At 58.7% G+C, this 12,872-nt stretch carries 12 protein-coding genes and 1 tRNA gene; 7 read left to right on the forward strand and 6 right to left on the reverse strand.

Features of this window, described 5'->3' with window-relative positions:
* Window positions 1-7 precede the first annotated feature (7 nt).
* Window positions 8-670, reverse strand: coding sequence for an ABC transporter ATP-binding protein (locus tag ACYVGC_RS19620; RefSeq protein ID WP_460585626.1), 663 nt, complete (start codon window positions 668-670; stop codon window positions 8-10).
* A 257-nt stretch (window positions 671-927) separates the two neighbouring features.
* On the opposite strand from ACYVGC_RS19620, the gene sucC reads away from it, so the two are divergent.
* From sucC to ACYVGC_RS19635, 3 genes are all read left to right on the forward strand, one after another.
* Window positions 928-2,124, forward strand: a complete 1,197-nt coding sequence (sucC, locus tag ACYVGC_RS19625; protein ID WP_460585560.1) for a succinate--CoA ligase subunit beta — start codon at window positions 928-930, stop codon at window positions 2,122-2,124.
* Window positions 2,125-2,339: 215 nt separating this feature from the next.
* Entirely contained in the window at window positions 2,340-3,320 is a 981-nt protein-coding gene (locus tag ACYVGC_RS19630; RefSeq protein ID WP_460585561.1) for an aldo/keto reductase, read from the forward strand.
* A 445-nt stretch (window positions 3,321-3,765) separates the two neighbouring features.
* A complete protein-coding gene (locus ACYVGC_RS19635; RefSeq protein ID WP_283563681.1) occupies window positions 3,766-4,032 on the forward strand; it encodes a hypothetical protein in 267 nt (88 codons plus the stop codon).
* A gap of 77 nt (window positions 4,033-4,109) precedes the next feature.
* Here ACYVGC_RS19635 and ACYVGC_RS19640 read toward each other — a convergent pair whose 3' ends face one another.
* Both ACYVGC_RS19640 and ACYVGC_RS19645 read right to left on the reverse strand, forming a co-directional pair.
* Entirely contained in the window at window positions 4,110-4,637 is a 528-nt protein-coding gene (locus ACYVGC_RS19640; protein WP_460585562.1) for a hypothetical protein, read from the reverse strand.
* 169 nt (window positions 4,638-4,806) lie between these two features.
* A complete protein-coding gene (locus ACYVGC_RS19645) occupies window positions 4,807-5,286 on the reverse strand; it encodes an organic hydroperoxide resistance protein (protein WP_460585563.1) in 480 nt (159 codons plus the stop codon).
* Window positions 5,287-5,429: 143 nt separating this feature from the next.
* On the opposite strand from ACYVGC_RS19645, the gene ACYVGC_RS19650 reads away from it, so the two are divergent.
* The 4 genes from ACYVGC_RS19650 to ACYVGC_RS19665 all read left to right on the forward strand — a co-directional run bounded on the left by ACYVGC_RS19650 (window position 5,430) and on the right by ACYVGC_RS19665 (window position 10,177).
* Window positions 5,430-5,501, forward strand: a tRNA-Arg gene (locus ACYVGC_RS19650).
* Between the two features lie 138 nt (window positions 5,502-5,639).
* Window positions 5,640-6,725, forward strand: coding sequence for a class II fructose-bisphosphate aldolase (gene fbaA, locus ACYVGC_RS19655; RefSeq protein ID WP_460585564.1), 1,086 nt, complete (start codon window positions 5,640-5,642; stop codon window positions 6,723-6,725).
* A gap of 382 nt (window positions 6,726-7,107) precedes the next feature.
* Window positions 7,108-7,608, forward strand: coding sequence for a fasciclin domain-containing protein (locus ACYVGC_RS19660; protein WP_460585627.1), 501 nt, complete (start codon window positions 7,108-7,110; stop codon window positions 7,606-7,608).
* Between the two features lie 211 nt (window positions 7,609-7,819).
* Window positions 7,820-10,177 (forward strand): endonuclease, encoded by a 2,358-nt coding sequence (locus ACYVGC_RS19665; RefSeq protein ID WP_460585565.1) that lies wholly within the window; start codon window positions 7,820-7,822, stop codon window positions 10,175-10,177.
* A gap of 217 nt (window positions 10,178-10,394) precedes the next feature.
* Here ACYVGC_RS19665 and tssD read toward each other — a convergent pair whose 3' ends face one another.
* From tssD to ACYVGC_RS19680, 3 genes are all read right to left on the reverse strand, one after another.
* Window positions 10,395-10,799, reverse strand: a complete 405-nt coding sequence (tssD, locus tag ACYVGC_RS19670) for a type VI secretion system tube protein TssD (protein WP_460585566.1) — start codon at window positions 10,797-10,799, stop codon at window positions 10,395-10,397.
* 161 nt (window positions 10,800-10,960) lie between these two features.
* The gene (locus tag ACYVGC_RS19675; protein ID WP_460585567.1) at window positions 10,961-12,331 is read right to left on the reverse strand and encodes a DUF5458 family protein; all 1,371 of its coding nucleotides are present in this window, start codon (window positions 12,329-12,331) and stop codon (window positions 10,961-10,963) included.
* Window positions 12,332-12,380: 49 nt separating this feature from the next.
* Window positions 12,381-12,821 carry a hypothetical protein gene (locus ACYVGC_RS19680; protein ID WP_283563674.1) on the reverse strand — a complete coding sequence of 147 codons (441 nt, stop codon included), beginning with the start codon at window positions 12,819-12,821 and terminating at the stop codon, window positions 12,381-12,383.
* Window positions 12,822-12,872 lie beyond the last annotated feature (51 nt).

Genomic DNA, 12,872 nt, shown 5'->3' on the forward strand with positions numbered 1-12,872 from the left:
GAACGATTTACCCCTCTAGAATATGCCCATCGCGCATCACGATGGTGCGGTCGGCCATCTGGGCCAGGGTGTCGTTGTGGGTTACGATGACGAAGGTTTGGCCAAACTCTTTGCGCAGCCAGAAGAACAGCTCGTGTAGTTCCTGCGCATTGCGTGAGTCGAGGTTGCCGCTGGGCTCGTCGGCAAAGATGATTTCGGGCGAGTTGATGAGGGCGCGGGCTACCGACACGCGCTGCTGCTCACCGCCGCTCATCTCACTGGGCTTGTGGTCCACGCGGTGGTCGAGGTTGAGCAGGCCCAACAATTCGCGGGCGCGCACCCGCACTTCTTTTTCCGAGCGGTCGGCCAGGAAGGCGGGCAGGCATACGTTTTCGATGGCCGTAAACTCGGGCAGCAGGTTGTGAAACTGAAACACGAAGCCAATGTGGCGGTTGCGAAACCGGGCCAGCGCGGTGCGGCCCAGGCTCGTCACCGACTGCCCATCGAAGAGCACCTCACCAGCATCGGGGTCGTCGAGGGTGCCCAGAATGTGCAGCAGCGTGCTTTTACCGGCCCCCGACGACCCCACGATGCTCACGATTTCGGCCCGCTGAATGGTGAGGTCGATGCCCTTGAGCACTTCCAGCGAATTGTAGCTTTTGCGAAGGTTAATGGCTTGTAGCAAGGTCAGGTAGGCTATACTGATTGGGAACCGGGCAAAGCTACGTGGAAAGGCCGCCGGGCGTTGGGACTGAATGAAGAGGAAAGCAAAAGCCGCCGGTCATTGCGAGCCCCGCGAAGCAAGCGCACCAGAACGAGTCGTTCCAGCATCGTTCTGGTGCGCTTGCTTCGCGGGGCTCGCAATGACAGACGTTTTTCGCGCTTCGCATTCCCCCTGCCGGCCCTACCTTCGCGGCAGTTCTTAAAACTCCACCCCTACCCCCTCCGATGAATATTCACGAGTATCAAGGCAAGGACATTCTCAAAAAATACGGCGTACGCGTGCAGGAAGGCCTCACCGCCGACACCGCTGAGGAAGCCGTAGAAGCCGCCAAAAAGCTCACCGAGCAAACCGGCACCAGCTGGTACGTTATCAAGGCCCAGATTCACGCTGGTGGCCGGGGCAAGGGCGGCGGAGTGAAGCTCGCCAAAAACCTGGATCAGGTAAAGGAAATTGCCGGCCAAATCCTGGGCATGCAGCTCGTTACCAAGCAAACCGGCCCCGAAGGCCGCTTGGTTAACAAAGTCCTCATTGCCCAAGACGTGTACTACCCCGGCGAAAGCCCTACCAAAGAGTTCTACATCAGCGTATTGCTTGACCGCACCAGCGGCAAAAACGTCATTATCTACACCACCGAGGGTGGCATGGACATCGAGGAGGTTGCGGAGTCGCACCCCGAGAAAATCCTGAAGGAATTCATCGACCCCGCCGTGGGTCTGCAAGGCTTTCAGGCCCGCAAAATCGCCTTCGGCCTCGGCCTCTCGGGCGATGCCTTCAAGGAGATGGTGAAGTTCGTAACGGCCTTGTACAAAGCTTACGACGAAACGGACTCGGCCATGTTCGAGATTAACCCCGTGCTGAAAACATCGGACAACAAAATCCTGGCCGTTGACGCCAAGGTGACCCTGGACGACAATGCCCTGTACCGCCATAAGGACTTCATCGCCCTGCGCGACACCAACGAGGAAGACCCCTTGGAAGTAGAAGCTTCGGAGTCGAACCTGAACTACGTGAAGCTCGACGGCAACGTGGGCTGCATGGTGAACGGTGCTGGCTTGGCCATGGCCACCATGGACATCATCAAGCTGAGCGGCGGCGAGCCGGCCAACTTCCTCGACGTAGGGGGTGGAGCCAACGCCCAGACGGTGGAGGCGGGTTTCCGCATCATCCTGAAGGACCCGAACGTGAAGGCGATTCTCATCAACATCTTCGGCGGCATCGTGCGTTGCGACCGCGTGGCGAATGGCGTGGTAGAAGCTTACAAGAAAATCGGTGATATCCGCGTGCCCATCATCGTGCGCCTGCAAGGCACCAACGCCGAAGAAGGTGCTCGCATCATCGACGAGAGCGGCCTGAAAGTGTACTCGGCCACGTTGCTGAAGGACGCTGCCGCTCGCGTAAAAGAAGTGCTGGCAATGGCGTAAGCAGCCAGTTAGTTTGTGCTTGAAGAGCCCGTCTGGTAACCCAGGCGGGCTTTTTTGGTTGCAAACCATCTGTCATTGCGAGCGCAGCGTGGCAATCGCACCCGCACGATACCCGCGCCGGTCGTTCGTCCATCGTTCTGGGGCGATTGCCGCGCTGCGCTCGCAATGACAGACGGTTTTAACTTTCTTAACACTCTACCTAACCCTTTTCCACTATGGAGTTTACCCGCTTGGGAAACACTGGCCTCCAGGTTTCCAAAATTTGCCTGGGCACCATGACCTACGGTACCCCCACCGAGCGCTGGCCCTGGGCCCTTAATGAAGAAGCCAGCCGGCCCTTCATCCAGAAAGCGTTGGAGTTGGGTATCAATTTCTTCGATACCGCCGACGTGTACTCCAACGGCGCGAGCGAGGAAGTGGTGGGCCGCGCCCTGCGCGACTTTGCCCAGCGCGACGAGGTGGTGATGGCCACCAAAGTCTTTAACCCGATGGGCCCAGGTCCGAATGATAAAGGCTTGTCGCGCAAGCACATACTAAGCGCCATTGATGCCAGCCTCAAGCGCCTGGGCACCGACTACGTGGACCTCTACCAGATTCACCGCTGGGACTACGACACGCCCATCGAAGAGACGATGGAGGCGCTGCACGACGTGGTGAAGGCCGGCAAGGCGCGCTACATTGGCGCGTCGTCGATGTTTGCCTGGCAGTTTGCGCAGGCTCAGTACCTGGCCGACCAGCACGGCTGGACGCGCTTCGTGAGCATGCAGCCGCACTACAACCTGGTGTACCGCGAGGAGGAGCGCGAGATGCTGCCCTTTTGCGCCGACCAAAAAATTGGGGTTATTCCGTGGTCGCCGCTGGCGCGGGGGCTGCTCACGGGCGGCCGCAGCAAAGCCCGCAACGAAACCGAGCGCGCCAAAACCGACGCTTTCGGCAAAAGCCTCTACGGCCGCGACGACGACTTTGCGGTAGCCGACCGCGTATCGGAAATTGCGCAAGAGCGCGGCCTGCCCAACGCCCAAGTTGCGCTGGCCTGGCTGCTGAGCAAGCCCGTTATCACGGCCCCCATCGTAGGCGCCAGCAAGCCCGGCCACCTCGAAGACGCCGTGGCCGCCGTGGGCGTTACCCTCTCCACCGACGAAATAAAGCGGCTAGAGGAGCCCTACCAGCCGCACCCGGTGCTGGGTTTTAGCTAATTCAAGTTGCGCGCTACGCTCTCCGGTCGGCCGGCGTGAGCCGGCCGACCGGTTGTCGTTGACCAATACAGGCGGCACGACGACAACCGGTCGGCCGGCTCGCGCCGGCGGACCGGCTAATCGGCCCCGCCGGCTGAAATTTGCCAGTGCGGCGCGCTACACCGCAACTTGGGGCGTTGGTGAGTGCGCTGCTATTGTTTCTGAGGCTTTTTCGCTTGCCAGCACCTGAAACGAAAGACTTCCGGCATCAGTAGCCGATTTGGCATGGAGTCATTACGCCAGGTGAGGTACTTATTTCGTAAGTTTAACTGCTCACAAGCCTAATCCAACTTCAGGGCTAAACTTCTGGCCGCGGGTGGGTGTTCACCTTCGTATTCAGCCGCCTGGCCCCGGCCAACGTTTACCGATTTAGTACGTATTTACTTGCTCCCCATACCTTTGCCTTATGGAAGTTGCTAGCTACACCTTGGCCGAAGCCACTACGGCGGCCCCCTACCTCGATTATGCCCGTTGCGTCGATGCCGACAACCGGCCCGCCAACCACGGCGGCGACTGGCCTACGGTAGGCGAAGTTTACCCCGTGCGCGTGGTAGAAAGCCGCCTCGAAGGCATCCCACTCATCCACGTGCTCACCTTCGATGGCCCGGCCCCCTACTACAACGCGTTTGCGCCGCACCGCTTTGAGGTAACGCACCGCATCTACTTGAATTAATGCGTTTTACGTATAAATCAAAAAGCCCTGACCGCAATTGCGGTCAGGGCTTTTTGATTAGAGTTAGTTCTCAGTTGCTACTGCGCACTAGCCGACAGCGAGTCGGCGCTTAGCTCATCGTGGTAGCCTAAGCCATTGATGGTGAAGGTAGTAGAAGTGGTGCGGCGAATTTCACGGGCTTCACCGGTTAGCTTGAGGTAGGCTGAACCAGCGAAGGTGGCGGCGCGGGTGCTGCCAGCGGGCCGGGGGTTGGGCTTGCACACGGCATCGCGGATGGCCTTCACCGTCAAGGTAGTACGGCGGTCGTTACCGTTGAGCTGGTATACTTGCACGGCGGCTACCTGGGGGCAGCCCGCCTGGTCCATGGTCGTCCAGTCAATTTGCACGGGTACCGAGACTTTCTTGGTTTCCCCCACTACCAGATTGCCGGTGTAAGTATGCGGGTAAGTGCGCGCGCCGGCCACTTTCAGGAAGGTGGTATCAAAGCGGATGGTCTTGGCATCGGCGGTGCCAGCGGCCGAAGGGCGGCTCTGCACGGCAGTACCGGCTTCGCGGCATGAGGCCAGTGTGGCGGTAGCAGCAAGCAAGGTGAATAGCTTTTTCATAATCATATGCAGAAAAGGTACCCGGCTAAGTAGTTCGGCCGGGGCAGCCTTCTACGCAGCTTTTGCGCAAAAGGTATGCCGAAGCCCGCCCGGCGGCCAGCGAACTCACGCGCAGCAAAAAGCCCATCCGAGTTATCGGGTGGGCTTCTTGCTGCGCGTTGGCGAAAGCTTATTTGCCTTCGGCTACGCCGGCATTCTCTTCGGCTTGCACCGGAATGGCTTCGCCTTTCACCTTCAGCTCCACTTCCATGTTGCCACGGGTGCCTACCGAGTAGGGGCAGATTTTATGAGCCTCGCGCACCATTTCGATGGTTTTGGCTTGGTCAAACGACTTTAGGTCAATGTCCAGCACGGCGCTCAGGCCGTAGGCTTCGCCATCCTGGAACAGGCTTACCGAGCACTTTACTTCCGTAGCGGGGTCAAGCTTATCACCGCCGCGCTGGGCAATCACGAGCAAGGCCTGCTGGAAGCACGACGAGTAACCGGCGGCAAACAGCTCTTCGGGGTTGGTAGCGCCTTTTTTGCCGCCGAGGCCTTCGGGCACGCTCATTTCGAGGTCGATGATGCCGGTGGCGGAACGTACGTGGCCGCTGCGGCCACCCACGGCCGTAGCGTCGGCCGTGTAGAGGGTCTTTTTAGAAGAATCCATGTGGGGGAAATGAATTGACAGGTTTAGGGGGAGTTAACCGATTTTTGCCGCCCAGGGTTGCCCTTTCTCTAAGCAGATTAGCCAAAATAGTGGGCTGCGTTTGGCGGGGGCCGCATTTGTGGCTACTTTTGCAGCCCCGCAACGGGCGCATAGTACAACGGATAGTATGGGAGCCTCCGAAGCTCTAGATTTAGGTTCGATTCCTAATGTGCCCACTTAACGCCCTCATTATCAACTTGATAATGAGGGTTTTTTAGTTAAAAAGGGCGGCCGTTCCGGTTGAGCTAGCTAAAAGCGCTCCCGGCCTGTTTTCTTTGCGGGCGCGGGGCCTGTTGCCCTGCCTATTCTACACCATGGCAAACTCCACCCTTACCGGCCTGCGCGCCGGCGTGCTGCACGGCGACGAAGTGCAGGCCCTCTTCCAACACGCCAAAACCCACGGCTACGCCCTGCCCGCCGTGAACGTGACCGGCACCGACACGGTGAACGCCGTGCTCGAAGCCGCCCGCGACCTCAACTCACCGGTTATCATTCAGTTCTCGAACGGGGGCGCGCAGTTTTTTGCGGGCAAGGGCTTGCCCAACGACAAGCAGCAGGCCAGCATTGCGGGCGGCATTTCGGGGGCACACCACGTGCACCTGATGGCCGAAGCCTACGGCGTGCCCGTAATTTTGCACACCGACCACGCCGCCAAAAAGCTGCTGCCCTGGATTGACGGCCTGCTCGACGCCGGCGAAAAGCACTTTGCCCAGTACGGCCAGCCGCTGTACAGCTCGCACATGCTCGACTTGTCGGAGGAGCCGATTGAGGAGAACATCGAAATCTGCCGCGAATACCTGGCCCGCATGGCCAAAATCGGCATGACCCTGGAGATTGAGTTGGGCGTGACCGGCGGCGAGGAAGACGGCGTGGACAACTCCGACGTGGACTCGTCGAAGCTCTACACCCAGCCCGAGGAAGTGGCCTACGCCTACGAGCAGCTGCGCGAAATCAGCCCGCGCTTCACCATTGCAGCGGCGTTTGGCAACGTACACGGCGTGTACAAGCCTGGTAATGTGAAACTTGAGCCTAAGATTTTGCACAACTCGCAGGAGTACCTGCGCCAGAAGCACAACATCGAGGAGGCGCTGCCGATTGACTTTGTGTTTCACGGCGGCTCGGGTTCGAGCCAGGCCGAAATCCGCGAGGCCATCAGCTACGGGGCCATCAAGATGAACATCGACACCGACTTGCAGTGGGCGTTCTGGGAAGGCATTCAGCAGTACTACGTGAAGAACGAAGGCTTCCTGCAAGGCCAGATTGGCAACCCCAACGGCCCCGACTCGCCCAACAAGAAATACTACGACCCGCGGGTGTGGCTGCGCAAAGGCGAAGAAACCTTTGTGGCCCGTCTCAAGCACGCCTTTGAGGACCTGAACGCGGTGAACCGCCGGCCCTAGTCGGTGCCTCACCCGCAGTATTGACAAGCCGGCTGGCTGCCTTCGGGTGGCCAGCCGGCTTTGGTTATGAGGTAGTTAGCTAAATAAAGGCTGAGCCTTGAACCCCGAAGCCATCATCGGCCGTATAGCGGCCAAACAACTCTCTCACCCCTGACTGATGAAGAAGCACCTCCTGCCCCTCGCTACGCTGGCCCTCGCCCTGTTTGCTACCACCGCTGCCGTAGCTCAGACTACGCCCGACACCGGCGATAAAACAAAGACGACCGTTGACGGCATGACCGTGAAAACGAAAGTGGCCGACGACGGCAAAATGAAGGTGAAAGGCAAGGACGAAGCCGGCAACCGCATGAAAGCCACCACCAAGCCCCGCAAAGGCGACGACATGGAGTCGGGCAAGATGCGCAAGGGCAAAATGGATAAAGGCGTGATGGTAGGCGGCGCCATGATGGTACCCGACAAAGACATCGTGGACAACGCCGTGAACTCAAGCGACCATACCACGCTGGTAGCCGCCGTGAAGGCCGCCGACCTCGTAGGCACGCTGAAAGGCGCGGGCCCGTTCACGGTATTTGCCCCCACCAACGCGGCTTTCGATAAGCTGCCCGCTGGCACGGTAACCACCCTCACGCAGCCCGAAAACAAGGCTACGCTGACCAAAATCCTGACCTACCACGTAGTACCCGGCCGCCTCACCGCCAACGACCTGAAAGACGGCCAAACGCTGACCACGGTGGAGGGCGAAACCCTGACCGTGATGAAAAGCGGTGGCTCGGTGATGATTAAAGACGCCAAAGGCGGCACCAGCACCGTTACCATCCCCAATATCATCGACTCGAACGGCGTGACCCACGTCATCGATACCGTACTGATGCCTGCTAATTAAGCATTGAGACTTACGGCCTTTCAATAGGCGCAACTTATTAAAGGACTGGCTATTATGGCCAGTCCTTTTTTGTTTTCTAATGGCTTAGCTTAACCAAGAAATAGCAGCTGAAGCATTATCTTTTTGTGAAAGACTTTCGGGGTTTCACCTTTTACTCATTTAGCGCCTGACCTTTGCCGCACGGCTTTTATGTTGCTTTTAAAGAGTTTTTATGAATAGACTTTTTCGCTTTCTACTCTTGGCGTTGTGCGCCGGACCACTGTGGGGCGCGGCCCAAACGATACCGGCCGTGCCGGCCACCGCGCCGGCCAGCCTCTCGGGCACGGCCCTGCGCGACTGGCTGCGCACCAACTGGTATGACCCCTACCGCCGCGAGCTAAGCTACGCCGACGCGCGCGCCAAAATGTATAACTACGCTGACAACTACAGCAATACGGTAGCCTGTGTGTACTCAGGCTACACCGAAACGGTGCCGCTCAACTTTAGCAGTACCAGCACGGGCGTGGTACAAAGCATCAACTGCGAACACACCATTCCGCAGTCGTGGTTTAAGGAAACCGTGCGCATGCGCTCCGATATGCACCACCTCTATCCTACTTATATTCAGTGGAATAGCAACCGCGGCTCGGACCCTTTTGCCGAGATACCCGATAGCCAGACGCGCCTGTGGATGCGTCTCACCCAAAGCCAGACGGGCATTCCGACTACCAACATCGACGAGTACAGCGAGGATACCAATACGCAGTTTGAGCCCCGCGAAGACCACAAGGGCAACCTGGCGCGCACGGCGTTTTATTTCTATACCATGCACGCCGGGCAACCCGACCTGGTAGCCACCGGCCACAACGACATCAATACCCTGGCCGACCTCAACACCTTGTACCAATGGCACCTGGCCGACCCCGTGGATGAGCACGAGCGCGAGCGCAACCGCCGCGTGGCCGCCAGCCAGGGCAACTACAACCCCTTCATCAACGACCCCGCGCTGGTGGCGCGGGCCTGGGGCTTTGCGGCCACCGGGCCGGTGGTATCGTTTGCCGCTGCTACGGGCACAGTAGCCGAAGGCAACAGTGGGTCAATTACTTACACCGCTACGCTCAGCGTGAGCCCGGCCCCCACGGCAGCCCTCACGGTGCAGGTGGCGCTGGACGCGGCCAACTCGACGGCCACCAGCGGCTCCGATTTCAGCTTTACCTCGCCCACTACCGTCACCTTTGCCGCTGGCCAAACCAGCCAGACGGTGAGCGTGAGTGTAACCGGCGACCTGCTGCCCGAGGCCGATGAAACCGTGGTGCTGGCCCTGCAAAACCCCGGCACCGGGGCCAGCATCGGCGGCCCGGCCACCCACACGCTCACCATCACCAACGATGATGGCACGGTGCCCACCGTGCGCTTTAGCGCCGCCACTAGTAGCGTTGCCGAGGGCAATAGCGGCACCAGCACTTACACGGCCACCGTCACGCTGAGTGACCCCGGCAGCCTCACGTTTCCGCTCACGGTACCAATCACTGTGGACGCTGCCAGCACCGCCACCAGTCCCAGCGATTACACCTTCACTACCAGTCAGATAACCTTCGCCAGTGCTACCGCCCTGAACCAAACGGTAACCCTCACCGTGGTGGGCGACCTGCTGCCCGAGCCCAACGAAACTGTGGTGCTGCGACTGGGCGCGCCCAGCAGCGCGGCGGTGGTGCTGGGCACGCCCAGCCGCCACACCCTCACCATCCTCAACGACGACGTATCGCCCACCGGCGGCAGCTGCACCGACGCCTTCTTTACCAAGTACTTCGAGTCGAGCACCGGCAACACCAAGGCGTTGGAAATCTTCAACCCCACCAGCTCGGCCCTCGACCTTTCGACGCTGCGCGTAGAGCTGTTCGCGGCGGGGGCCACCACGCCCACCGCTACGGCCAGCCTCACGGGCACGCTGGCCGCCGGCAAGGTTTTCGTCATCGCCAACACCGGCGTAACCGATGCTACCGTGCGCGCCGCGGCCAACTTGCAGTCCAACGTATGCTTTTTCGCCGGCACCCACACGCTGGTGCTGTTCGATGACTCGGATACCCTGGATATTATCGGCGTAGTGGGCCGCACGCCAGCCAACGGCGCTACCGGCTGGGCCGTGAGCGGCGGCACCACCCGCGATAACTCGCTGGTGCGCCTGCCCGCCACCGGGCGCGGCAGCAGCCGCTGGCTGGGCACGGGCGGCGCAGCCACCACCTGGCAAGCGCAGGGCATCGACAACTTTGCCGGCATCGGCAGCTACGCTTCCACGGCTTGCGCCACGGTGCTGGCCGTGCGCGGCGGCAGCGCCCGCGCCGCGCTGCAAGTGTACCCCAACCCTACCGGGCCGGGCACCGTGCAAGTGCGCCTGCCGGGTGCCGCCAGCCCACGCCTGGCCACCATTGAGGTGCTCGATGCGTTAGGCCGGCCGGTGCGCCGCCTCACGGCTCCGATTGGCGATGCTACCCCGGCCACGTTGGAACTGGCGGGGCTGGCCCCCGGCGTCTACGCTGTACGCGTGCATACGGCGGAGGGGCAATTTCTCAGCCGCTTGGTGATGGAATAGGCCTATAAAGTAAGTACTTAACCCAATTCAATAACGTATTGATTCATCTGCAACAAGCTGATTTTGAGTAATAAAGCTAAGAATTAGCGGTTCGCTACTTACACTAGCCAGCTGCGGATGCATAGCGGCCGCGCGGGCACGCAGCGAGCCCCGCCCACAAAAAAGGCCCCCGGCAGAATCATCTGCCGGGGGCCTTTTTTATAGGCAAGCCAGGAGTTTACACCCACTTGTTATCAAGGCTTGCGCCGTTCACGTCAATCTTGTTGGCCGAAATAACCAAGCTCAATACCATCGAAGCCTGGGTTACGGCACCACCACGGGCATCAAAGCTCTCGGTGTAACCTACGCAGTAGGCTTCTTTGAACGCAATTTCTTTCATCTTCGAGTCCTGGTCACCGCGCTTGAACACGATTTTACCATCGGCACGTTTGTAAGGGTCAAGCATCCAGCTGATTAGCTTTACGCTGTCCGTCGAAACGATAGTTACCTTGATGGTACCACCTTGCACCACCGACGAAGGGCGTCCTTTGTCGTCGATTGATTGATTGAAGGCGTAATCGCAGCTTACTACCTCACACTCTTCGCTGCCAGCAGCGTCAAAAACAGCACTAAAAGAAGCCATGTTAAAAAAAAAGGTTGTGGAAAATGAGAGAATACCTCTTCGTTTTTGCTTTACGCGACCTACTAATATTAGTTAGGTTTATTATGCAACAATTCAAAAAAATAATATTTCGAATCACTACATCAATCTACCTAGCCGCCTGCCGCTGCCAACTATGGCGGCTATTGCTGCGCATATTCGGCATTCCAGTCGCGGCCGGGGTTGTCCGGGTCGTCACCCTTAGTACCGTCGAGCGACACTAGAAAAGTCTTGGCCGGGAAGTAAGGCACCATGTGAATATCGAGCAGAATCCGGTCCTTCTGGTCGGGGTCGCGCTCAAACTTTTTGATGGAAAACTTCTCAATCAGCTTGCCGGGCCCCGCAATACCGTCCAGAAACCGCACAATCTGGTTCTGAATGTCCATGCGCATATTATGGTCCCAATTTTCAAAGGCGCGTCGGTTCAGGAAGTCCACCAGCACTTTGGTCACGTAGTCAAACACGCGCACCACCGAGTAGGTCTGCAAGCCGATGTTGTCGCCGTTAAAGAGCGTTTTGGCCGAAAATGCCATTACGCGGCCGTACTCACTTACCATGGGTACGAGGCCGACTTTCTCAAAGTTGGAAATTTCGCTCTTACGCAGCGGAAACTTCACCCCATCCACCTCATTCAGGGTGCCGTGCTTGCGGCCCGCCGTGACCTGCGAGGCCAGCGTGGAGTAGATGCGCCCGGCTAATGCTGAAGATGGTGGCACGAACAGGTCTTCTTCCTCACCGATTTCTTCAATCTTACCCCGGCCCACCAGCCAGTTGGCCGCCATAATAACGTTGGACTTGTGGGCTTCGGCCCCCGTGAGGTTGGCTTCCTCAAATAGCTCAATCACATCTTCGGGCGTATCGTAGTGCTCGAAGTCGGTGACCATCATCACCTTGTTTTTATGGGCAATTTTGGCCCATTTATCCACCACTTTGTTGGAGCCCAGGTAGCCTGGCACCACTAGCAGCGAGTAGTTTTCGCGCAGGTCGAGGCGGTCGTAGTTCTGCTCCAGCTCGTCGGCTACTGCGTCGATAAACGTCGTATTATCAAGGTCTTGCAGCTGGTCCTTATCGGCATTCAGCAGCGAGATATTCTTCACCTCATCCTGGTCGGTATTGCGGAAGAACAATGCTACCGAGCGGTAGGCCTGCTCTAGCTCGCCGGTGGCTTCAACGGCCGTTTTCAGGTTAGCGGTGAGCTGCTCTTGGGTGGCTTCGACGCGGGCTTCGGCTTTTTCCACGGCCCCGGCCACCGAGTCGGCTTCGCTTAGCAAGGCGTGCCACAGCGCCAAGCGCTTTTTGAGCTGCTTGCGGTCGTTCTTCTTATTGTCTTCCGACAAAAATATTTTTTTGCGGGCCTTTTTTTCGGGATTCAGGTTGGAAGCCCCGTCAATGGTTGTCTCCAGCAGGTCGAAGCCCCCTACTTTGAGGAGGGCCTGGGTGCTTTGTTCGAGCGTCGGCGCAGCTTCGTGTGAGCGGTAGCCAGGGGCAGCAGAATCTTGTTGTTCGGTAGCCATAATAGGTAAGCAAGGGGACAAGGCAAGGAAATTGGGCGGGCGCGGGGGCCTACTCCAACTCGTCCATCATGGTTTGGATAGCCGCCAAGAAGGCAGCCTTGGTTTCGGGATTTTCCAGGGCCGACTTCAAAATCTTGTTCGACTTAAGTTGGCGTAGCAGCTTTTGCAAGTCATCGGTTTCGGCCGCCAGGCCTTGCAAAAAGTTGCTCTGGTTGATAATACCCTTCTTACCAAAGTCGCCAAGCGAAGCAAAATGCAGCTGCTCAGAGACAGTAGTACCCTGGGCATCTTCGAATTGCACGCCTACTTCAGGCTTAAAATGAGCAAAAACGGCCTCGGGCGTTTTGAGTCCCTTCACCACCAGCGGGCGCAGCGGCGTGTTGGTGGTGAGCTTCTGTACCAGCAAAGTCCGGTTGAGGGGGATGGACGAGATTGCTTCAGCGGCGTTGTCGAGCTTACGCTCCTGGCCGCCAATTCCGTAGTTGTACATAGAAGAAAAAGAAAATAGGGCGGCCGGGCGCACCAAGCATGTGCCGCAACC

Source organism: Hymenobacter arcticus (assembly GCF_054779975.1).